This window comes from Rhizobium leguminosarum bv. viciae, assembly GCF_012276115.1.
Lineage (GTDB): Bacteria > Pseudomonadota > Alphaproteobacteria > Rhizobiales > Rhizobiaceae > Rhizobium > Rhizobium leguminosarum_T.
On the sequence record NZ_WIEU01000023.1, the window covers coordinates 17,094 to 39,250 of the forward strand.

General features: G+C 60.6%; 19 protein-coding genes. 11 read left to right on the top strand and 8 right to left on the bottom strand.

Annotated elements, in window-relative coordinates; translation table 11 throughout:
* Nucleotides 1–217 precede the first annotated feature (217 nt).
* The 3 genes from metH to GFM02_RS28665 all read left to right on the top strand — a co-directional run bounded on the left by metH (nucleotide 218) and on the right by GFM02_RS28665 (nucleotide 4,931).
* A complete protein-coding gene (metH, locus tag GFM02_RS28655) occupies nucleotides 218–3,991 on the top strand; it encodes a methionine synthase (protein ID WP_168323529.1) in 3,774 nt (1,257 codons plus the stop codon).
* Nucleotides 3,992–4,299: 308 nt separating this feature from the next.
* Entirely contained in the window at nucleotides 4,300–4,533 is a 234-nt protein-coding gene (locus tag GFM02_RS28660; protein ID WP_020050887.1) for a type II toxin-antitoxin system Phd/YefM family antitoxin, read from the top strand.
* The gene (locus tag GFM02_RS28665; protein WP_020050886.1) at nucleotides 4,530–4,931 is read left to right on the top strand and encodes a type II toxin-antitoxin system VapC family toxin; all 402 of its coding nucleotides are present in this window, start codon (nucleotides 4,530–4,532) and stop codon (nucleotides 4,929–4,931) included. Before GFM02_RS28660 ends, GFM02_RS28665 begins: the two co-directional genes overlap by 4 nt.
* 3 nt (nucleotides 4,932–4,934) lie before the next feature.
* Here GFM02_RS28665 and GFM02_RS28670 read toward each other — a convergent pair whose 3' ends face one another.
* Together GFM02_RS28670 and GFM02_RS28675 are read right to left on the bottom strand one after the other, a co-directional pair.
* Entirely contained in the window at nucleotides 4,935–5,699 is a 765-nt protein-coding gene (locus GFM02_RS28670) for a GntR family transcriptional regulator (RefSeq protein ID WP_020050885.1), read from the bottom strand.
* The gene (locus GFM02_RS28675; RefSeq protein WP_168272138.1) at nucleotides 5,696–6,580 is read right to left on the bottom strand and encodes an N-acetylglucosamine kinase; all 885 of its coding nucleotides are present in this window, start codon (nucleotides 6,578–6,580) and stop codon (nucleotides 5,696–5,698) included. Before GFM02_RS28675 ends, GFM02_RS28670 begins: the two co-directional genes overlap by 4 nt.
* Before the next feature lie 526 nt (nucleotides 6,581–7,106).
* Between GFM02_RS28675 and GFM02_RS28680 the strand changes: the two genes are divergently transcribed.
* From GFM02_RS28680 to GFM02_RS28700, 5 genes are all read left to right on the top strand, one after another.
* Complete coding sequence (locus tag GFM02_RS28680) at nucleotides 7,107–8,366, top strand: ABC transporter substrate-binding protein (RefSeq protein ID WP_168272137.1); 1,260 nt, start codon at nucleotides 7,107–7,109, stop codon at nucleotides 8,364–8,366.
* A 222-nt stretch (nucleotides 8,367–8,588) separates the two neighbouring features.
* Nucleotides 8,589–9,536 (top strand): carbohydrate ABC transporter permease, encoded by a 948-nt coding sequence (locus tag GFM02_RS28685; RefSeq protein WP_168272136.1) that lies wholly within the window; start codon nucleotides 8,589–8,591, stop codon nucleotides 9,534–9,536.
* A gap of 9 nt (nucleotides 9,537–9,545) precedes the next feature.
* Nucleotides 9,546–10,385, top strand: a complete 840-nt coding sequence (locus tag GFM02_RS28690; RefSeq protein ID WP_017961350.1) for a carbohydrate ABC transporter permease — start codon at nucleotides 9,546–9,548, stop codon at nucleotides 10,383–10,385.
* Nucleotides 10,382–11,440, top strand: a complete 1,059-nt coding sequence (locus tag GFM02_RS28695) for a Gfo/Idh/MocA family oxidoreductase (protein WP_168272135.1) — start codon at nucleotides 10,382–10,384, stop codon at nucleotides 11,438–11,440. Before GFM02_RS28690 ends, GFM02_RS28695 begins: the two co-directional genes overlap by 4 nt.
* Nucleotides 11,441–11,450: 10 nt before the next feature.
* Complete coding sequence (locus GFM02_RS28700) at nucleotides 11,451–12,452, top strand: ABC transporter ATP-binding protein (RefSeq protein ID WP_017988986.1); 1,002 nt, start codon at nucleotides 11,451–11,453, stop codon at nucleotides 12,450–12,452.
* A gap of 73 nt (nucleotides 12,453–12,525) precedes the next feature.
* Here the strand turns inward: GFM02_RS28700 and GFM02_RS28705 are convergent, their stop codons facing one another.
* The 6 genes from GFM02_RS28705 to GFM02_RS28730 form a co-directional block, all read right to left on the bottom strand.
* Nucleotides 12,526–12,831 (bottom strand): NIPSNAP family protein, encoded by a 306-nt coding sequence (locus GFM02_RS28705; protein WP_168272168.1) that lies wholly within the window; start codon nucleotides 12,829–12,831, stop codon nucleotides 12,526–12,528.
* A 195-nt stretch (nucleotides 12,832–13,026) separates the two neighbouring features.
* On the bottom strand, nucleotides 13,027–14,088 hold the full coding sequence (locus GFM02_RS28710) for an ABC transporter ATP-binding protein (protein ID WP_168272134.1): 1,062 nt from the start codon (nucleotides 14,086–14,088) through the stop codon (nucleotides 13,027–13,029).
* Nucleotides 14,089–14,100: 12 nt separating this feature from the next.
* Complete coding sequence (locus GFM02_RS28715; protein ID WP_026265357.1) at nucleotides 14,101–14,889, bottom strand: ABC transporter permease; 789 nt, start codon at nucleotides 14,887–14,889, stop codon at nucleotides 14,101–14,103.
* Nucleotides 14,886–15,779: an ABC transporter permease gene (locus GFM02_RS28720; protein WP_003561109.1), complete on the bottom strand. Its 894-nt coding sequence runs from the start codon at nucleotides 15,777–15,779 to the stop codon at nucleotides 14,886–14,888. Before GFM02_RS28720 ends, GFM02_RS28715 begins: the two co-directional genes overlap by 4 nt.
* A gap of 71 nt (nucleotides 15,780–15,850) precedes the next feature.
* The gene (locus GFM02_RS28725) at nucleotides 15,851–16,954 is read right to left on the bottom strand and encodes an ABC transporter substrate-binding protein (RefSeq protein WP_020050875.1); all 1,104 of its coding nucleotides are present in this window, start codon (nucleotides 16,952–16,954) and stop codon (nucleotides 15,851–15,853) included.
* A gap of 190 nt (nucleotides 16,955–17,144) precedes the next feature.
* On the bottom strand, nucleotides 17,145–18,017 hold the full coding sequence (locus tag GFM02_RS28730; protein ID WP_020050874.1) for a MurR/RpiR family transcriptional regulator: 873 nt from the start codon (nucleotides 18,015–18,017) through the stop codon (nucleotides 17,145–17,147).
* Nucleotides 18,018–18,196: 179 nt separating this feature from the next.
* Here GFM02_RS28730 and GFM02_RS28735 point away from each other — a divergent pair, with 179 nt between their 5' ends.
* The 3 genes from GFM02_RS28735 (at nucleotide 18,197) to GFM02_RS28745 (ending at nucleotide 22,147) form a co-directional block, all read left to right on the top strand.
* Nucleotides 18,197–18,967, top strand: coding sequence for an N-formylglutamate amidohydrolase (locus tag GFM02_RS28735; protein WP_168272167.1), 771 nt, complete (start codon nucleotides 18,197–18,199; stop codon nucleotides 18,965–18,967).
* Between the two features lie 119 nt (nucleotides 18,968–19,086).
* Nucleotides 19,087–20,637: an amino acid permease gene (locus GFM02_RS28740; protein WP_168323530.1), complete on the top strand. Its 1,551-nt coding sequence runs from the start codon at nucleotides 19,087–19,089 to the stop codon at nucleotides 20,635–20,637.
* A gap of 145 nt (nucleotides 20,638–20,782) precedes the next feature.
* Nucleotides 20,783–22,147 (top strand): glutamine synthetase family protein, encoded by a 1,365-nt coding sequence (locus GFM02_RS28745; RefSeq protein WP_168272133.1) that lies wholly within the window; start codon nucleotides 20,783–20,785, stop codon nucleotides 22,145–22,147.
* Nucleotides 22,148–22,157: the final 10 nt, after the last annotated feature.

A 22,157-nucleotide genomic window follows, 5' to 3' on the forward strand; every position in this document is an offset into this window, starting at 1 on the left:
CGAGTCTGTCATCCGGCTATCGCATTGGCCCGCAAAGCGGGATCGGTTTTCGGAGGCACGATGCGTCGATTCAAACTGTTACAACGTCCTTTGCGCGTCTGAAAAGACGCGCGGCGCTGTAGCCTTGCTAAGCACGAAATCGACAGGCATATATTGACATAAAGATATCTTTATGTGATTTGGACTGTCTGGTCTTACGACGTCAAGGAGCCTTCCCGTGTTTGACAATCTCTTTGGTCCGGAAACGGGCAAACGTGACGGCAGTGAAGTTTTCGCAGCTTTGAGACAAGCCGCGAGCGAACGCATCCTTGTTCTCGACGGCGCCATGGGCACGCAGATCCAGGGGCTCGGCTATGATGAAGACCAGTTCCGTGGGACGCGCTTCATCGGCTGCGCCTGTCACCAGAAGGGCAATAACGACCTTCTGATCCTGACCCAGCCGGACGCGATCGAAGAGATCCATTACAGATACGCCAAGGCCGGCGCCGACATCCTCGAGACCAACACCTTCTCCTCGACCCGCATCGCGCAAGCCGATTATGAGATGGAAGGCGCTGTCTACGACCTCAACAAAGAAGGCGCCGAGATCGTGCGACGGGCAGCACAGCGCGCCGAACGCGAGGACGGCCGCCGCCGCTTCGTCGCCGGCGCCATCGGGCCGACCAACCGCACCGCCTCGATCTCGCCCGACGTCAACAATCCCGGCTTCCGTGCCGTCACCTTCGACGATCTGCGTTCCGCTTATGGCGAGCAGATCGATGGGCTGATCGACGGGGGCGCCGACATTATCCTCATCGAGACGATCTTCGACACGCTGAACGCCAAGGCTGCGATCTTCGCCTGCGAGGAGCGCTTCGAGGCCAAGGGCGTGCGCCTGCCGGTGATGATCTCGGGCACGATCACCGACCTTTCCGGCCGCACCCTGTCCGGCCAGACGCCATCTGCCTTCTGGAATTCGGTGCGCCATGCCAATCCCTTCACGATCGGACTCAACTGCGCACTCGGCGCCAATGCGATGCGCCCGCACCTGCAGGAGCTTTCGGGTGTTGCCGATACCTTCATCTGCGCCTATCCGAATGCCGGCCTGCCAAACGAATTCGGCCAGTATGACGAAACGCCGGAGTTGATGGCGGCGCAGATCGACAGCTTCGCCCGCGAAGGCCTCGTCAATATCGTCGGCGGCTGCTGCGGCTCAACGCCCGAGCACATCAAGGCAATCGCCGAGATCGTTGCGAAATACAAGCCGCGGCCGATCCCCGAGCATCGCCCGTTCATGTCGCTGTCGGGCCTCGAACCCTTCGAGCTGACCAAGGACATTCCTTTCGTCAATGTCGGCGAGCGCACCAACGTCACCGGCTCGGCCCGCTTCCGCAAGCTGATCACCAATGCCGATTTCACCGCAGCGCTCGATGTGGCGCGCGACCAGGTCGAGAACGGCGCGCAGGTGATCGACATCAACATGGACGAAGGCCTGATCGATTCCGAAAAGGCGATGGTCGAGTTCCTCAACCTGATCGCCGCCGAGCCTGACATCGCACGTGTGCCTGTGATGATCGACTCGTCGAAGTTCTCGATCATCGAATCCGGACTGAAACGCGTTCAGGGCAAGCCGATCGTCAACTCGATCTCGCTGAAGGAAGGCGAGGAGAATTTCCTCGCCCAGGCGCGGCTGTTGCACAATTATGGTGCCGCCGTCGTCGTCATGGCCTTCGACGAGACGGGGCAGGCGGACAGCTACGAGCGCAAGGTGGAAATCTGCACGCGCGCCTACAAGCTGCTGACCGAAAAGATCGGCTACCCGCCGGAGGACATCATCTTCGACCCGAACATCTTCGCGGTCGCGACCGGCATCGAAGAGCACAATAATTACGGTGTCGACTTCATCGAGGCGACGCGGACGATCCGCGAGCGCATGCCGCTGGTGCATATTTCGGGCGGCGTGTCGAACCTGTCCTTCTCGTTCCGCGGCAACGAGCCGGTGCGCGAGGCGATGCATGCCGTGTTCCTCTATCACGCCATCCAGGCAGGCATGGACATGGGCATCGTCAATGCCGGCCAGCTTGCCGTCTACGACAATATCGATCCCGAGCTGCGTGAGGCCTGCGAGGACGTGGTGCTGAACCGTCGTCCCGATGGTACCGAGCGGCTGCTCGAAGTGGCGGAGAAATTCCGTGGCGGCGCCGCACGCGAAGGCCGCGTCCAGGATCTTTCCTGGCGCGAATGGAGCGTCGAGAAACGTCTCGAGCATGCGCTGGTCAACGGCATCACCGAATATATCGAGGCCGATACCGAGGAGGCGCGCCAGCAGGCCGCGCGGCCGCTGCACGTCATCGAAGGGCCGCTTATGGCCGGCATGAACGTCGTCGGCGACCTGTTCGGCTCGGGCAAGATGTTCCTGCCGCAGGTGGTCAAGTCGGCGCGCGTGATGAAGCAGGCGGTGGCCGTGCTGCTGCCCTATATGGAAGAGGAGAAGCGCCTCAACGGTGGCGACCAGCGTCGGTCGGCCGGCAAGATCCTGATGGCGACGGTCAAGGGCGACGTGCACGATATCGGCAAGAACATCGTCGGCGTCGTGCTTGCCTGCAACAATTACGAGATCGTCGACCTCGGCGTCATGGTGCCGGCGACGAAGATCCTCGAAACGGCGATCGCCGAGAAGGTCGACGTCATCGGCCTCTCCGGCCTGATCACGCCGTCGCTCGATGAGATGGTGCATGTTGCCGCCGAGATGGAACGCCAGGGCTTCGAGATCCCGCTGTTGATCGGTGGGGCGACGACCAGCCGCGTGCATACGGCCGTGAAGATCCATCCGGGCTACAACAAGGGGCAGACGGTCTACGTAACCGATGCGAGCCGCGCCGTCGGCGTCGTCTCGGCGCTGCTGTCGCCGGAAACGCGGCAGAGTTATGTCGATGATATAAGAGCCGAATATGCCAAGGTGGCGGCCGCCCATGCGCGCAGCGAGGCCGAAAAGGTGCGCCTGCCGTTGCCGCGGGCTCGCGAGAATGCCCACAAGATCGACTGGTCTGCCCACCAGCCGGTGAAGCCGCAATTCTTCGGCACGCGGGTGTTCGAGGATTACGATCTGGCCGAGCTTGCCAAATACATCGACTGGACGCCGTTCTTCCAGACCTGGGAATTGCGCGGCCGTTATCCTGCCATTCTCGAAGACGAGAAGCAGGGCGAGGCGGCGCGTGCGCTCTGGGCTGATGCGCGGGCGATGCTGAAGAAGATTATCGACGAGAAGTGGTTCCGCCCGCGCGCCGTCATCGGCTTCTGGCCGGCCGGCGCCGTCGGCGACGACATCCGGCTGTTCACGGACGAGAGCCGGAAGCACGAGCTTGAGACCTTCTACACGTTGCGCCAGCAGCTTTCGAAGCGGGACGGGCGGCCGAACGTGGCGCTCTCCGATTTCGTGGCGCCGGTCTCAAGCGGTGTTCAGGATTATGTCGGCGGCTTCGTGGTGACGGCCGGTATCGAGGAAATCGCCATCGCCGAGCGTTTCGAGCGGGCGAACGACGATTATTCCTCGATCCTCGTCAAGGCGCTGGCCGACCGCTTCGCCGAAGCTTTTGCCGAGCGTATGCATGAGCAGGTGCGACGCGAATACTGGGGCTATGCCAAGGACGAGACGCTCAGCAAGGAGGATCTCATTACCGAAGCCTATGCCGGCATCCGTCCGGCGCCCGGTTATCCCGCCCAGCCCGACCACACCGAAAAGGCAACGCTGTTCAAGTTGCTCGATGCCGAAAAAGCGGCCGGCGTGACGCTGACGGAGAGTTATGCGATGTGGCCCGGTTCCTCGGTCTCGGGCCTCTATATTGGCCATCCCGACTCCTATTATTTCGGCGTCGCCAAGGTGGAGCGCGATCAAGTCGAGGATTATGCGGCGCGCAAGCAGATGGCGGTGTCTGAAGTCGAGCGCTGGCTCGGGCCGGTGCTGAACTACGTGCCGCGCAAGACGGACGAGCAGATCGAAGACGCGGCCTGATTGCCGAGGCTTCGCGGTCGCTTAGAGCATGATGCCGAAAAGTGTGAGCGGTTTTCGGACGACATCATGCTCTCACTATTTAATTTAGGACAGGATTCAGATTTTAGGCCGGCCCGGCCTAAAATCATCCTGTTCTATAGCGGCGTCCTCAGAGGTTGATTCGATAAATGAAAAGCCGGAAGGGTTCACCTTCCGGCTTTATGATTTTGATTCGGCTCAATAATTGCCCGCATTCAGGCTGTTTGAATTTGATAGCGGAATTGACGATGAGGTGGTATGCTTAGCCAAGTTAGCTAATGAGGGCGACGATGCAAGTTACTATCCATGTCGCAAAGACCAATCTGTCGAAATTGATCGACGCTGCCCTTTCCGGTGAGGAAGTGGTGATCGCCAAGGGGCGCAAGCCTGTCGTGAAGATCATTCCGATTGTGCAGTCTTCCTTCAAGATCGGGTTGCTCAAAGGGCAAGTTGTTGGAAATGGACCCGACTTTTTTGAGCCCATGGATCAGGGCGAGCTTGCGGCTTGGGAAGGGGGCGAGTGAACTCGCTCTTGCTCGACACCCATGCGTGGGCATGGTCGCTGACCGGCGACGGGCGGCTCTCGGCCAAGGCGATCGCTCTGATCGAAAAGGCGGAGACGATTTTCGTCAGCCCAATATCCCTATTTGAAATCGGGCAGAAGGTTCGTCTCGGCAAATGGCCGGAGATGGAGCCTTTCATCGGCCGGCTGCCGGAACTGCTGCACGAGCAGGGTGGCATTGCCGCGGCATTGACACCGGAAATCTGTCTGACCGCAGCCATGATGGACTGGACACATCGCGATCCGTTCGACCGGTTTCTTGCCGCGACCGCCATGCAGAATGGGATACCGCTTATCTCCGCCGATGCGATCTTCGATGATCTTGTCGGAAATCAGCTTTGGATCGCCCGCTTCTGGTAGGGCTTACGTCACTGCGATCGTCAGCTCCGCGACAAAGTCATAGGCGTCGCCGCGATAGAGCGAGCGGGTGAATTCGACGGCGCGGCCGGAGCCCAGATAGGAGATACGCTCGATCGACAGGCCGGCCGCACCCGCGGAGACGCCGAGAAGCTGGGCGTCGGCTTCCTTCATATTGGTGGCGGAGATGCGCTGCACGGCGCGCACCGGGCGGACTTGGAGGCGTTCGAGTTCGGCATAGAGCGAATTGGTGACGGCCGAGGGATCGGGCAGGAATTCGCCGGAGACGCTGGCATTCTCGATCGCCAGCGGCTGGTCGTCGGCGATGCGCAGGCGGGAAAGGCGCGAAACCTTGACGTCGGTACCGAGGCCAAGGATCATCATCTCGTCGGGCGAGGGGGTGTGGACGCCCTTGTGCAGCCATTCGGAGCGGGAGGACATGCCGCGGCGCGCCATATCCTCGGTGAAGGAGGTGAGCTGCGACAGGCGCTGCTCGACCTTGGAGACCGGCTTGGCGACGAAGGTGCCTGAACCGTGACGGCGCACCAACAGGCCATCGGCGACGAGTTCGTCGATCGCCTTGCGCACGGTGACGCGGCTGACGGCGGCGAATTCGGCGATGTCGCGTTCCGGCGGCAGCGCATCGCCGTGCCCGAGCGTGCCGGTGCGCACGGCTCCTTCGAGCGTGCGGCGCAGCTTGACATAGAGCGGACCTGTGCCGGCTGCCTGCAGGCGCTCCAGGGAAAGGAGGGTGGCGAGGTCGTCGGTCATGCCGCACCTCTCTGCTTGTCGTTCAAGAGCTTGACCGCAAGTTCCACCGCGCCCTGCAGGGCATCGCCTTTCGGTCTGGCAAGCAAAGGCCTGTAGCGTTCGGAAAGCCACGGCTCATAAGCTTCAGCAAGACCGCCGAGCAGGCAGATCGATGGGCATTCGGGCCAGAGCAGCGCTTCGAGACTTTCGCCGATCGCCGCTGCCGCATCCGTGACGATGCCGACTGCCACGGCATCGCCCTTAGCCGCATGTTCGAAGACGGTGGGGGCGTAACGGGCAAAATCCTTCGGTCTTGCCGAATGGGCGAATTCGACGATGCGCTCGGGATCATTTCCGTATTCAGTCATGACCGCGTCGGTGATCGGCGATGCCGGACGCACCCCGTCATGGGCAAGCAGTGATCGTTCCAGGAGATCGCGGCCGAGGCGGGCACCGCTTGCCTGGTCGCCGACAACGAAACCCCAGCCGCCGATGCCGTTCAGCCGGCCATTCTTGCGGGCATTATAGACCGAGCCGGTGCCGAAGGCGCCGACGATGCCGTCGGCATCGCCGAGCGCACCCTGCAGGGCGATCAACGCATCGGTGACGACGCGGCCTTCGGCAAAGGGCAGGGCCTTTTCGATTCGCCTGCCGTAATCGCCGACGTTCGCCCCAGCGACGCCGACGACCGCTGCGACGGAGGAAAGGGTTTCAGCGGTAAGCCCGGCATCACCTAGCGCCTGCCGGGCGGATTCGACAATGTTGAGAAGAGAGTTTTCCAGATCCGACAGGATGTTGGCAGGGCCCGATTTGCCGCGGCCGATAACATTGCCGTTCCTGTCCGCGACTGCGGCCCGGCAGCTCGATCCGCCGCCGTCTATGCCGATTGCAAGCTCCGTCATCGGGCCCTCCGAATATGCCGTTCCCCATGGTTTTTAATACAATACCAAAAAAATACCATTTACCAAGTGGGAATGATGGAGAAAATTCGTCTTTTTATCATATTGATTTTACTAGATAAAATTTTTTAATCAATTTTATCCGGCCAAAAAGTTAAATTCGGCTGGACAATTGGTATTTTTTTGGCCTTAATTCGGCAAAAGGGAACAGCACTTCGAGGCCCACGAAAACCGGCAGTTAAACCAAGCCGGAACCGCTTCGAGGATGATCGAGATGACGACCCGCCGGCCCGTCAAGCTGGTGGCGAAGGTCAGGCATCCATCGGCTTTCCCCGCCATTTCGTCACCCCGGTGCAGTCGCCGGGAAGGTGCGCAGTTCGGCCGCAGGCGTCCGCCTTCGTGTCCGTTGAGCTTTCGGGACCGGCTTGCTGACGGTCCTCCAAGGGGCGTTGGGTGTTACCTCAAACACGCCAATTGCTTGTTTCAGATCGAAAACAGCGCCTAACGGCGCTTAAAACAGGAGAGGGAAATGAAAAACACTGCTCTGAAAAGCTTGCTGCTTGCCTCCAGTCTGCTGACTTCAGCGGGCCTCGTCCATGCCGCCGACGTCACGCTGACGGTCGAAAGCTGGCGTAACGACGACTTGCAGATCTGGCAGGAAAAGATCATCCCGGCCTTCGAAGCGAAGAACCCGGGCATCAAGATCGTCTTCTCGCCGACTGCGCCGACCGAATACAACGCCTCGCTGAACGCCAAGCTCGATGCCGGCTCCGCAGGCGATATCATCACCTGCCGTCCGTTCGATGCCTCGCTCGAACTCTTCAACAAGAAGCAACTCGCCGACATCACCAGCCTTCCTGGCATGGAGAACTTCTCGCCGGTCGCCAAGGCCGCCTGGAGCACCGACGACGGCAAGTCGACCTTCTGCGTGCCTATGGCTTCGGTCATCCACGGCTTCATCTACAACAAGGACGCCTTCGACAAGCTCGGCATCTCCGTGCCGAAGACGCAGGACGAGTTCTACGCAGCGCTCGACAAGATCAAGGCCGACGGCACCTACATCCCGCTCGCCATGGGCACGAAGGACCTCTGGGAGGCCGCCACCATGGGCTACCAGAACATCGGCCCGAACTACTGGAAGGGTGAAGAGGGCCGCGAAGCCCTGATCGCCGGCAAGCAGAAGCTGACCGATGCCGAGTGGGTCAAACCCTATGAAGAGCTTGTCAAGTGGAAGCCCTATCTCGGCGACGGTTTTGAAGCCCAGACCTACTCCGACAGCCAGAACCTGTTCACGCTCGGCCGTGCAGCGATCTATCCGGCCGGTTCGTGGGAAATCGCGCTGTTCAACAGCCAAGCCCAGTTCAAGATGGGCGCCTTCCCGCCGCCGGTTCCGAAGGCAGGCGACACGGGCTACATCTCCGACCATCCGGATATCGGTGTTGCCCTGAACGCAAAGAGCACCCATGCCGAGGAAGCCAAGAAGTTCCTCAGCTGGGTCGCTTCGCCGGAGTTCGCCGATATCTACGCCAACTCGCTGCCGGGCTTCTTCAGCCTGAACTCCACCCCGGTCAAAATGTCCGATCCGCTCGCTCAGGAATTCGTTTCCTGGCGCGGCCCGTACAAGTCGACGGTGCGCTCGACCTACCAGATCCTGTCGCGTGGCACGCCGAACCTCGAAAACGAGACCTGGGTCGAATCGGCCAACGTGATCAACGGCACGGATACGCCTGCGGTTGCCGCCAAGAAGCTGCAGGACGGCCTCGACAGCTGGTACAAGCCGGCCAAGTGACAGCGTGTGAGAGGGGCGGCGTTGGCCGCCCCTCATCCGGCCTGCCGGCCACCTTCTCCCACTTCAGGGGAGAAGGAGACTCGCAGCGACCTCCCAGCCCGACATGGCATCAAAGCAGGGCACGTTCCTTCTCCCCGCAGCCGGAGAGAGGGTCAGGGGTGAGGCGCAATGTTTCCATCTGCGCTGCACCTTGCGGCCAGTCGACAAGAACAGGCAAAAGCCATGAGCGAAACCGACAACACGGTCGATATCGTCCCGATCAGGCGCCCGGTGCGCTGGCATATCTTCGTCTTCATGCTGCCGGCCCTGATCGTCTATTCCGCCGTCATGGTGCTGCCGCTCATCGAAACACTTCGGCTGTCGCTCTACAATACGGTCGACGGGCAGCCGGCCTTCGTCGGACTGGCGAATTTCAAGGTGCTGTTCGGCGATGCGCGCTGGGCGCGCGATTTCTGGAATGCGCTGGTCAACAACCTGATCTTCTTTGCCATCCACATGTGCGTGCAGAACCCGATCGGCGTGGCACTTGCCGCCCTGCTTTCGGTGCCGAAGCTGCGCGGCGTCGCCTTTTACCGCACGGCGATGTTCCTGCCGACGCTCTTGTCCTTCGTCATCGTCGGCTTCATCTGGAAGCTCATCCTTTCGCCGATCTGGGGCGTGGCGCCCTGGATGCTCGATCTCGTCGGGTTGAAATTCCTGTTCGCGCCCTGGCTCGGCAAGTCCGGTTCGGCGCTGATCGCGGTGTCGCTGATCTCGAACTGGCAATATATCGGCATTCCGATGATGCTGATCTATGCCGCACTGCTCAGCATTCCCGAAGAGGTGATCGAGGCGGCCGAATGCGACGGCATTACCGGTTGGGCCCAGTTCTGGAAAATCAAACTGCCGCTCATCCTGCCGGCGATCGGCATCATCTCGATCCTGACCTTCGTCGGCAATTTCAACGCCTTCGACCTGGTCTATACCGTGCAGGGGGCGCTTGCCGGGCCTGACATGTCGACCGACATTCTCGGTACGCTGCTCTACCGCACCTTCTTCGGTTTCCAGCTTCAGCTCGGCGACCGCTCGATGGGCGCGACGATCGCCACGGTGATGTTCCTCATCATCCTCGCCGGCGTCTCGCTTTATCTCTTCGTCATCCAGCGGCGCATGCGTCGCTACCAGTTCTGAGGAGCGCGCATGTCCAAGGCACGCACATCTCCCATCCGCACCGGCCTCGTACATCTGGCGCTCAGCGCCTATACGCTGGTCGCGCTGTTTCCGGTCTTTCTGACGATCGTCAACTCGTTCAAGGATCGCGCTTCGATCTTCCGCGAGCCGCTGATGATCCCGACGCCGTCGACCTTCAGCCTCGTCGGCTATCAGACGGTGCTGGGGCAGGGCGATTTCGCCACCTATTTCCAGAACAGCTTCATCGTCACGATCGTCTCGATCCTGCTGGTACTGCTCTTCGGCGCCATGGCGGCCTTTGCGCTTTCCGAATACCGTTTCCGCGGCAATATGCTGCTTGGGCTCTATATGGCGATAGGCATCATGATCCCGATCCGTCTCGGCACGGTGGCGATCCTGCAGGGCATGGTGGCGGCTGGCCTCGTCAATACGCTGACGGCGCTGATCCTCGTCTATACCGCGCAGGGCATACCGCTGGCGATCTTCATCCTGTCGGAATTCATGCGCACGGTTTCGGACGATCTGAAGAATGCCGGCCGCATCGACGGGCTGTCCGAATATGCGATCTTCTTCCGGCTGGTGCTGCCGCTGGTGCGCCCGGCCATGGCGACGGTTGCGGTCTTCACCATGATTCCGATCTGGAACGATCTGTGGTTCCCGCTGATCCTGGCGCCCTCTGAGGCGACCAAGACGGTCACGCTCGGCTCGCAGATCTTCATCGGCCAGTTCGTTACTAACTGGAACGCGGTGCTGGCGGCGCTGTCGCTGGCGATCCTGCCGATCCTCGTCCTCTACGTCATCTTCTCGCGGCAGCTGATCCGCGGCATCACGTCAGGAGCCGTCAAGTGACCGAAAAACCGATCCGCGTCCTCGTTGCCGGCCTCGGCAACATGGGCCGCAGCCACGCGCTCGCCTATCACAATAATCCCGGCTTCGAGATCGTCGGTCTCGTCAACCGCTCGACGCCGGAGCTGGCGGCCGAGCTGCAGGGCTACACGATCCGCCCCGACTTCACGATGGCGCTGGCCGAGCTGAAGCCGGACCTCTGCTCGATCAACACCTATTCCGACAGCCATGCCGATTATGCGGTCGCCGCCTTCGAGGCCGGCTGCGACGTCTTCGTGGAAAAGCCGCTGGCGACCACTGTCGCCGATGCCGAGCGCGTCGTTGCCGCAGCCAGGAAGGCCGGGCGCAAGCTGGTGATCGGCTATATCCTTCGCCATCATCCTTCCTGGATGAAGCTGATCGAAGAGGCGCGCAAGCTCGGCCCGCCTTACGTCTTCCGCATGAACCTCAACCAGCAGTCCAGCGGCCCGACCTGGGCGACGCATAAGTCGCTGATGCGCACGACCTCGCCGATCGTCGATTGCGGCGTGCATTATGTCGACGTCATGTGCCAGATCACCGATGCGAGGGCCGTCGAGGTGCGCGGCATGGGGCTGCGCATGTCCGACGAGATCGCTGCCGACATATATAATTACGGTCACCTGCAGGTGCTGTTCGAGGATGGTTCCGTCGGCTGGTACGAGGCCGGCTGGGGGCCGATGATCTCGGAAACAGCCTTCTTTGTGAAAGATGTGATGTCGCCGAAGGGTGCGGTGTCGATCGTCATGGATCCGAACGCCAAGTCCGACGATATCGATACGCACACCAAGACCTCGGTGATCCGTCTGCACACGGCCGAGACCGGCCCGGACGGCAAATTCATCCGGCCCGACCAGGACATGACAATGGAAGGAGAGCCCGGTCATCAGGCGCTCTGCGACCTGGAACAGGCCTTCATGCTGAGGGCGATCCGCGAGGATCTGGACCTCAACCGCCATATGGCGGATGCGGTGGCGTCGCTGCGCATCTGCCTTGCCGCCGACGAGAGCGTGCGCACCGGCCAGCCGGTCAGATTATAAGGAAAGACCCGTGGGATCGCTTCAACTCAAATCCATCCGCAAGACCTATGGCACGCATGAGGTGCTGAAAGGCATCGACCTCGAGGTCAAGGACGGCGAATTCGTCATCTTCGTCGGGCCGTCGGGCTGCGGGAAATCGACGCTGTTGCGCAGCATTGCAGGCCTTGAAGACGTCACATCAGGTGCCGTCGTCATCAATGGCCGCGATGAGACGTTGACGCCGCCGGCCAAGCGCGGCATCGCCATGGTGTTTCAGTCCTATGCGCTCTATCCGCATCTGACGGTCAAAGACAACATGGGGCTTGGTCTCAAGCAGGCCGGCACCGCCAAGGATGAGATCGATAAGCGTGTCGGCAAAGCATCCGGCATGCTGTCGCTGGAACCTTATCTGGCGCGCCGGCCGGCCGAGCTCTCCGGTGGCCAGCGGCAGCGCGTCGCCATCGGCCGCGCCATCGTGCGCGAACCGGAACTCTTCCTGTTCGATGAGCCGCTGTCGAACCTCGATGCGGCGTTGCGCGTCCAGACCCGCCTCGAAATCGCCCGGCTGCACCGTAGCCTGAAGGCGACGATGATCTATGTCACCCACGACCAGGTCGAGGCGATGACGCTTGCCGACAAGATCGTGGTGCTGAATGCCGGCGCGATCGAACAGATCGGTTCGCCGATGGAACTCTACAAACGACCGGCCAACGTCTTCGTCGCCGGCTTCATCGGCTCGCCGCAGATGAATTTCATCGCGGCCGAGAAGGTCGGCGACCACAGCGCCAAGACGATCGGCGTGCGTCCCGAACACCTGACGTTGTCGCGCGAACAGGGGACTTGGGCTGCGAAGGTCGTGCATGTCGAGCATCTCGGCGCCGACACGATCATCTATCTGGAATCCGACCAGTGCGGCCTGCTGACCGCACGTCTGTTTGGCGAGCATCAGTACGAGCCGGACGAGATCGTCTATGCGACGCCGGACCAGGCGCACGTGCATCGCTTTGATGTAGACGACCAGGCGATCCGATAAGCGGATGACAGAACGAGAATGCCCCGCCAGCCAGCCTGGCGGGGCATTCTCGTTCCCGTCGTGCGCGGTTCGATCAGCCGAGCACGGGCCGCATGAAGCTGCGTTCATAGCTGACGATACTGCGGTTATGTTTGTCGAGTTCGAAAGCCGCCTGACATTCCTGATCGCTTGCCATGCGTGTGCGATAGTCCTCGTAGGCGGCAAGGCTCGGGAAGGAAAACAGCGCAATGGCAATATTGTTGGCGCCTTCGGATGGCAGGAAATAACCGTGATGGGTGCCGCCCATCCTGTTGACGATCGGAATCCAGAGCCGGGCATATTCCTCGAATTCGGCAAGCTTGTACGGATCGATCACATAGCGCAGGTGGCAGGTAATCATTGACATATCCCATTTCTTAAAGTGCCAAGCAGGGGGCTACCCGGCTCATTTGGTTCGCTCAACTTCTGGCACCGACGTCGGAGAGTTCAAGTGCCTTGTGGTGATGGCTGCATCACGATTGCTGACGGGTCGGATGACCTGAAATGAAAAAGGCGCCGTTTCGCGGCGCCCTTTGTCTCAACAGTATTGGCGAAATCAGTCGCGGATGATCAGCAGGTCGGCTGCCATGAAGCGCAGGGTTACCGTTTCGCCGGCCTGCGGCGGGGTAGTGCCCGGGCTGTTGAACATGTCGAAGGAGATGACGTTGCCCCCAACATTCATGCGGGTGCGGATGACCGACCCCAGGAAGTGGGCCGAAACGACCTGGCCGGTCAGCGCCGTGTCGCTCTTGACGCTGTCGGAGAGCGAGCCGGCTTCCGGACGCAGCGCCAGCGAGATGGTTTCGCCAGCCTTGTGAGCTGCGACCGACTGCTTCAGCGTGATACCCTGATCGCCGATCTGGATGCGGTTGGTGTCGGGATCGACGACCGTGGCTTCGATGAGGTTCAGCGTGCCGACGAAGGAGGCGACGAAGCGCGTCGCCGGCGTGTTGTAGATCTCGAAGGGCGAACCTATCTGGTCGGCCTTGCCGGCATTCATGACGACGATGCGGTCGGAGATCGACAGGGCTTCTTCCTGATCATGGGTGACGAAGACCGTGGTGATGCCGAGCTGCTGCTGGATCTGGCGGATTTCCTCGCGCAGCGAAACGCGGATCTTGGCGTCGAGCGCGGAGAGCGGCTCGTCGAGCAACAGCACCTGCGGCTTGACGGCAAGCGCGCGGGCAAGGGCGACACGCTGCTGCTGGCCGCCCGATAGTTGATAGGGGAAGCGGTCGGCCAGATGATCGAGCTTGATCAGGCCGAGCATTTCCTTGACGCGGGCGTCGATCTCCGGCTTCGGCGCGCCGGCGACCTTGAGGCCGAAGGCGACGTTGTCGTGCACGGTCATATTGGGGAACAGCGCGTAGGCCTGAAAGACCATGCCGATATTGCGCTGGTTCGGCTTCAGCGCGCTTTGGTCCTTGCCGTTGATGGTCAGCGTGCCGCCGGTCGGCGTTTCGAAGCCGGCGATCATGCGCAGGACGGTCGTCTTACCGCAGCCTGAGGGGCCGAGAAAGGAGATGAACTCACCCTTTTCGATCGTCATGTTGAAGTTCTTGACGACCTGCACCGGGCCGAAGGATTTCTGAATGTTGGTCAGTGTGAGAAAGGACATGAGCCAGTTACCTTAAGCCTTTGCCGGGCGGGCTTTGCCGACGCGGGAAACGAGGTTGAGCAGGCCCATGCTGAGCCAGGTGATCGAGAAGGCGATGACGGCGAGCGCCGAAGGCTCATAGGCCTTGTTGGCACCGACGAGCTGCAGGTAGGGACCGAAGGCCGGACGGTTGAGCAGTGCGGCGAAGGTGAATTCACCCATGACGATCGCGAGCGTGATAAAGGCGCCTGAGAGCACGCCGCTCATGACGTTGGGGAAAATGCACTTGAACATGATGGTCGTCCAGCTGGCGCCGAGACTTTCGGCTGCCTCCGTCAGGGTGCGGACGTCGATGGCACGCATGGCGGTATCGACGGCGCGGTACATGTAGGGCAGGGACAGGGTGATATACGAGAAGACCAGCAGGATGTTGGTGCCGGTCGTTGAACCTGTCAGCGGCAGGTAGGACGACGAATTGTACATCCTGAGGTAACCGAAGACGATGACGATTGCGGGAATCACAAGCGGCAGCAGCGTGATGAATTCGACGACGGGGCGCATCTGCGGCAATCGCAGCCGCACCCAATAGGCCGTCGGCACGACGAGCAGCATGCCGAAGACGATGGTGAGCAGCGCCATCAGCATGGAATAGCCGAAGGTCTCCCGGAACTGAATGTCGGAGAAGACCGACTCATAAGCATCGAGGCTGTATTCGCCGCGACGCATGCGCAATGAAAACTCGATTGTGCCGATCAGCGGGATGACGAAATAGGATGCACCTAGAATGACGGCGATCCAGGCTCCGAGACGCTGAGCTTTCATTTCTGCCACCGTTCTGCGCGCATGCGCAGCATGAGGTAAAGGACGTTGGAGACGCCGGTGATGACGATCATGCCGAGCGCGATGGCGTAACCGAGGTTGGCATTGTGCAGAACGTCGCCGCGGATCTGCGCATAAAGCAGGATCGGCACGATGTTCAGCGAGCTACCGGTCAGCGCAAAGGCTGTGGCGATGGCGCCGAAGGCATTGGCGAAGAGCAGCAGCGTCGTGCCGAGCAGGCTTGGCCAGAGGATCGGCAGCGCGACCATCGTCCAGTACTGACGGTTGGTGGCGCCGAGAATCTGCGATGCTTCGCGCCATTCCTTCTTCATGCCGTCGAGGGCCGGCGTCAGGATCAGCACCATTAGCGGAATTTGAAAATACATGTAGGTGATGGTGAGGCCGAAGAAGGACAGCAGATTAAAGCCGGTGCCGTAGAGATTGAAACCGAACCATTCGCGCAGGAAAATCGTCACAAGCCCGGTGCGGCCGAGCGTTGCGAGGAAGGCGAAGGCGAGCGGCACGCCGGCGAAATTCGAGGCGACGCCGGAGAAGGTCAGCAGTGTCGAGCGGACGGAGGCGGGCAGGCCGCCGAGCACGACGGCCCAGGCGAGGAAGAAGCCGATCAGCGCACCACCCAGAGCCGACGCCACCGACACACGGATACTGATCGAGTAGGCGCTCATGATGGATGGGGTAAAGAGATCACCGATATTCTTCAGCGTCAAATCGCCCTCGGGCGTCAGGAATGCGCCCGCCACAAGATAAAGCGTGGGGATGATCAGGAACAGCAGGGAGAAAATGATGAAGGGTGCAATGCCCAGCCAGTCGATCACGCGATCTCTGTTGATCAAGGGGGCACTGCGCACCATAGGCGTTGAAACGGTGCTCATGGAAAAGCTCATCCTGGGGCGTCGGAGTGAGAAAACCTCCCCGCCTTGCGACGGGGAGGCAGGATCAGAGGTTACTTGACGGCGGCGCCGACGACGGAATCCCAGTTCTTGGTGATGGCTTCCTTGCCAGCAGACTGTTCTTCGAGCGTCGGGAAGACAGCCTTTTCATAGGATGCAGCCGGCGGCAGCTTGTCGAGCAGTTCCTTCGGGATCTTGTTGTTCTTGGCAAGATCGTTGAAGCGGATCGGGTGGCAATAGCCCTTCAGCCAGCCGAGCTGACCTTCGTCGGAATAGAGGTATTCCATCCAGAGCTTCGCAGCGTTCGGGTGCGGAGCGAAGGCGGAGATAGCCTGGACGTAGACGCCGGCAACGACGCCTGTCTTCGGAACGACGACCTCGAACGGAGGATTGCCCTTCAGGCTTTCGCCCCAGGAGAGGGCGTTGTAATCCCAGGCAATAATGATCGGCGTGGAGCCCTGGGCGAACGGAGCTGCCTTGCCGACGACCGGCACGAAATTGCCGCTCTTGTTCAATTCGGCGAAGAACTTCAGGCCTTCTTCGCCTGCCTTTGCCGCGTCACCGCCGGATGCGGAAAGACCAGCGGCATAGACGCCCTGGACAGCCTGGTTGGCGGCGCGCGGATCGCCCGCGAGGGCGACGCTGTTTGCGTAGTCGCTCTTCTTCAGATCGGCCCAATCGGCCGGCGATTCCTTGACGAGATCCTTATTCACGAGGAACGAGAGAACGCCATAATAATCGCCGTACCAGTAGCCTTCGGCATCCTTGGCGGTATCCGGGATGGAGTCCCAGGTGGAGACCTTGTAAGGCTGGATCAGGCCGTCTTTCTTGGCGGACGGGCCGAAAGAGAGGCCGACGTCGATGACGTCAGGAGCCTGCGGGCCGGTGTTGCCCTTGTTGGCCTTGATGGCTTCGATTTCGTCGCCCGAACCCGCATCCGGGTTGAGCTCGTTGACCTCGAGGCCATACTTGGCCTTGAAGCCGGCAATGACCTCGCCGTAGCCGCACCAGTCGTGCGGAAGAGCGATCGTCGTCAGGGTCCCTTCCTTCTTGGCAGCGGCGATAAGTTCGGCGCTCGGCTCGGCAGCGGCAATCGCGGTCGAAGCCACGATCATCGCAGTAGAAAGCGACAGTAGTCGAGAAATGTTAGAGATCACTGTTGTTCTCCTTCGGGTTTTCAGTGTCTGGCGATGCTGTTAATGAGATTACGTGAAGCTTGTGTGACAGTTCGATGACGTTAATTCTGCTGTGAATAGTGGGGGTTGCGACAAATGTTTTATTTGCGACAACGCCGTCTGTTCCGCGAAAAATCCGCCATTGTTTTTCTTCTGCTTTAGTCTTGTCCTCCTAACCCGGTTTGCGGAAAAGCCTGGTCTGCTCGAACAGGCCTTCCAGTGTCTTCATGCGCTCCTTCGTCTCGTCCCAGGTCGAATTCTGAACGGCCTCGATCAGCGCTTCGACGATGAAAAGGGTAACGACGGAAGAATCCCAGGCCGACGGCGCCTCGATCCGGACGCGAAAGGTATGCCTGGCGAGCTTGGCGGCGGGCGATCCCCATTGGTCGGTGAAAACGACGATTTCGGCGCCGCGTTTGCGAGCGGCGGTCGCAAGGCTCACCATCTCCTGCTCATAGCGGCGGATGTCGAAAATGATCAGGATGTCGCCGGCATTCATGTTGAGGACATATTGCGGCCAGCTGCTGGAATTCGACGATAGCAGCGTCGTTGCCGGCCGGATCACCTGCATATGGGTGAAGAAATATTCGGCAAGCGCGCCGGTGATGCGGCCGCCGACGAAATAAAGGCCGCGCTTGCGGTCGGAGAGCAGCGCGGCGACGCTGTCGAAAGTCGCGGTGTCGAGATCGGTCAGCGTCTGGCGCAGATTGCCCATGATGGCATCGGCGAAACGGTTGAGAATATGGGTGCCGGGCGCGTTCTGCGCCCAGCGGTCGTGCTTGGCGATCGGGTTCGAGATCGTCGCCTCGACTTCCTGATGCAGATGCGCCTGAAAGTCCGGATAACCCTTGAAGCCGAGCTTCTGCACCATGCGCACGACGGTCGGCGTCGAGACGCCGGCGTTTTCGGCGATCGTGGTGATGCTGCCGAGGCCGGAAACCGGATAATTGTCGAGCAGGCTTTCGGCCAACTGCTTCTCGGCGCGCGTCAACACCCCCAAATGCGAGTGTATGACGTCCGAAACCGTCTTCGACGCAACTGTCACGTAACTATGCTCCCCGGGATGGTCTGGCGCCACTTTCCCACTCAAAGTTAACAACGCTGTCACAATCCATGTCAACCACTGTCATGAAAAGAAATTTTCAGTCCATGCTTGACACTGGCCGAAACCTGAAGAATTCTTTTCTTCATCAAGAATTTGTTAAGGGATAAGGAGTGGCGCCTTTGGTGCTGGCCCGGCCGAAAATCCTCAGCGAAGCGGACGGTGACTGCGTCGGGATCGAGCGCATTGGCGGGCGAAGCCCGGTGCTTCTTATCTGTGAGCACGCTTCGAGTGCGCTTCCAGCCGTTTTCGGCGATCTCGGCCTGCCTAACGAAGCGCTCTCTAGTCACATTGCCTGGGACCCGGGCGCGCTGGCGGTCGCCCGCAGCATATCGGAAGCGCTCGACGCGACGCTCGTTTACCAGCGGTTCTCGCGGCTTATCTATGACTGCAACCGGCCGCCCAGTTCACCCGGCGCCATGCCGGAGACCAGCGAGATCTACGCCATTCCCGGCAACAGGGATTTGAGCCCGGAAGAACGACTTGCGCGCACCGACTCGCTTTATGTGCCTTTCCACGACGCCATTCGCGGGCTGATCCGTGATCGCCGGGCGAGGGGGCAGGACAGCATCATCGTGACGATGCACAGCTTCACGCCGGTCTATCACGGGCGCGAACGCGCCGTCGAACTCGGCATATTGCACGATGAGGACAGCCGGCTCGCCGACCGCATGCTGGAGGCTGCGGCCGAGGCGCCGCTTTACCGAACGGAACGCAACGAGCCTTACGGGCCTGAGGACGGCGTGACCCACACGCTGATCCTGCACGGGCTTTCGAACGGCTTGCGCAATGTGATGATCGAGGTCCGCAACGACCTCATCGCAGACGATATCGGCCAAGGGGTCATGGCCGATTATTTGAAAGGGCTGCTCCAGCAAAGTCTGGACGCCTGAATAAAAAGAAGACCCGAGGGAGCAGTTTAACTGCGAACGTCCGCACGGCGCAAATGCCGCGGACAATTGGCACTGAACCGGCCCGCAATTCCGCGGCCGGTCGTGAACAGGGGGAAGTCATGTCGGACTATACCGAACTGGACAAGAAGCAGGATGTGCACATCCTGCATTCCATGGGCTATGCCCAGGAACTCGAACGACGCATGAGTTCGTTCTCGAATTTCGCAATCTCGTTTTCGATCATTTGCATCCTTTCCGGCGGCATCAATTCGCTCGGGCAGGCGACTTCGGGCGCCGGTGGTGCTGCGATCGGTATCGGCTGGCCGCTCGGCTGCCTAATATCGTTCATCTTCGCCCTCGGCCTCGCACAGATCGGCTCCGCTTATCCGACTGCCGGCGGGCTTTATCACTGGGGCTCGATCCTCGGCAATCGCTTCACCGGCTGGCTGTCTGCCTGGCTCAACCTGCTCGGTCTCGTCACCGTGCTCGGTGCCATCAATGTCGGCACTTTCTACTTCTTCTTCGGCGCCTTCGGTCCGCAGTTCGGCATCGAGGACACGCTTCTTCACCGAGTCGTCTTCGTGGCGATTATCACGGCGCTGCAGGCCGGCATCAACCATTTCGGCATTGGTCTCACCGCCAAGCTCACCGATTTTTCCGGGTATCTGATCTTCGCGACGGCGCTGCTGCTGACGATCGTCTGCCTGGCGGCTGCTCCTAGCTGGGATATTTCGCGCCTGTTCACCTTCGCTAATTATACCGGCACCGAAGGCGCATCGCTGGTTTGGCCGGGCACCGTCTCGACCGGCATGGCATTCCTGCTCGGCCTGCTGCTGCCGATCTACACCATCACCGGCTACGATGCCTCGGCGCATACCTCAGAAGAGACCGTCAAGGCGGCCGTCTCCGTACCGCGCGGCATGGTTTCGGCGGTACTCTGGTCGGCGCTTTTCGGTTACATCATGTTGTGCGCCTTCGTGCTGATGATCCCGAACATGGACGATGCGGCAAAGCAGGGCTGGAACGTGTTCTTCTGGGCGATGGACGCGCAGACGAACCCAGCGATCAAGAGCATCTTCTACTTCCTGATCTTTGTCTCGCAGTTCCTCTGCGGGCTTGCGACCGTCACCTCGGTTTCGCGCATGATCTTCGCCTTCTCGCGCGACAAGGGCCTTCCGGCATCGTCTGCCCTCGCCAAGGTCAGCCCAAATTTCCGCACGCCGGTCGCCGCCATCTGGACGGGCTCGATCCTTTCGGTCCTCTTCGTTTGGTTCACCTCGGCAATCACCATTGCCGGCACGCCGGCCTATTCGATCGTCGTGTCGTGCACGGTCATCTTCCTGTTCCTGTCCTTCGCGGTGCCGATTGCGCTCGGCCTTGTTTCGATCGGAACGGCGAAATGGCCGACGATGGGGCCGTGGAATATGGGAATCGGGCTGTACAAGGTGATCGCAGTTCTTGCCATTATTTCGATGATCCTGATCTTTTATATCGGTATCCAGCCGCCGAACGACTGGGCGCTGGAGATTACCGTCGGCTTCCTCGTGCTGACAGGCATCGTCTGGTTCGCATTTGAAAACCGCCGCTTCAAGGGCCCGCCGATCGGCGCCGATATCGCGAAGCGTCAGGCTGAAATCGCCGCGGCTGAAGCGGCGGTCGGCGAAGCCTGAGAAACAAGCTTCTCTCTCAAATGGCGGGGCCGCATCCTGCGGCCCCATCACCGGTTCAACGAAAAGGCATCGGGCCGCAAAGTCCGGCCGAGCGCATGCGATTTCGTTGCCCCGATTTTTCAATCCCAGTTCAGGCGGATCAATCATGAGCAGCTACACAATCGACGATCTCAGAAAGGATGTTGCCGAAGGGCGCATCGACACGGTTCTGGCCTGCCAGGTGGATATGCAGGGCCGGCTGATGGGCAAGCGTTTCCAGGCGGAATATTTCGTCGAGAGCGCGTGGAAGGAAACGCACAGCTGCAACTACCTGATCGCCACCGACATGGAGATGGAGACCGTCTCCGGCTACAAGGCGACGAGTTGGGAGAAGGGCTACGGCGACTACACGATGAAGCCGGATCTGGCGACGCTGCGTCGTATTCCCTGGCTGGAAGGCACTGCGCTGGTGCTCTGCGACGTGCTCGATCATCACACGCATGAGGAGGTTGCCCATTCGCCGCGCGCGATCCTGAAGAAGCAGGTCAAGCGCCTCGAGGATATGGGCATGAAGGCCTACATGGCCTCCGAGCTCGAATTTTTCCTGTTCGACCAGAGCTACGAGGCGGCGCAGGCTTCCGGCTACCGCAACCTCAAGCTCGCCAGCGCCTATAATGAGGACTACCACATCTTCCAGACCACCAAGGAGGAAGAGGTAATGAGGGCGATCCGCACCGGGTTGCAGGGTGCCGGCATCCCGGTGGAGAACTCCAAGGGCGAGGCTTCGGCCGGCCAGGAGGAGATCAACGTGCGCTACGCCGATGCGCTCGCCATGGCCGACCGGCACGCGATCATCAAGAACGGCTGCAAGGAGATCGCCTGGTCGAAGGACAAGGCCATCACATTCCTGGCCAAGTGGAATTACAATGCCGCCGGCAGCTCCTCGCATATCCACCAGTCGCTTTGGAGCCTGGAGGAAAAGCCGCTATTCTTCGACCATACCGGCAAATACGGCATGTCGCCGCTGATGCACAATTACGTCGCCGGGCTTCTCGCCCATGCGAGCGAGATCACCTATTTCCTGGCGCCTTACATCAACTCCTACAAACGCTTCATGGCCGGCACGTTTGCGCCGACCAAGGCGATCTGGAGCAAGGACAACCGCACCGCCGGCTACCGGCTCTGCGGCGAGGAGACGAAGGCAATTCGTATCGAGTGCCGCGTCGGCGGCTCCGATCTCAATCCCTATCTCGCCTTTGCGGCACTCCTTGCCGCCGGCATTGACGGCATCGAGAACAAGCTCGAACTCGAAGCCCCCTTCGTCGGCGATGCCTATGGCGGCAAGGGCGTTCGCGAGATCCCGCGCACGCTACGCGCGGCCACGACTGAAATGACGGAATCGGCAATGCTGCGCAAAGCCTTCGGCGACGACGTGATCGACCATTACACCCGTGCTGCCGAATGGGAGCAGGAAGAATACGACCGCCGCATCACCGACTGGGAAGTGGCGCGCGGTTTCGAAAGAGCTTAATAGGCATTTG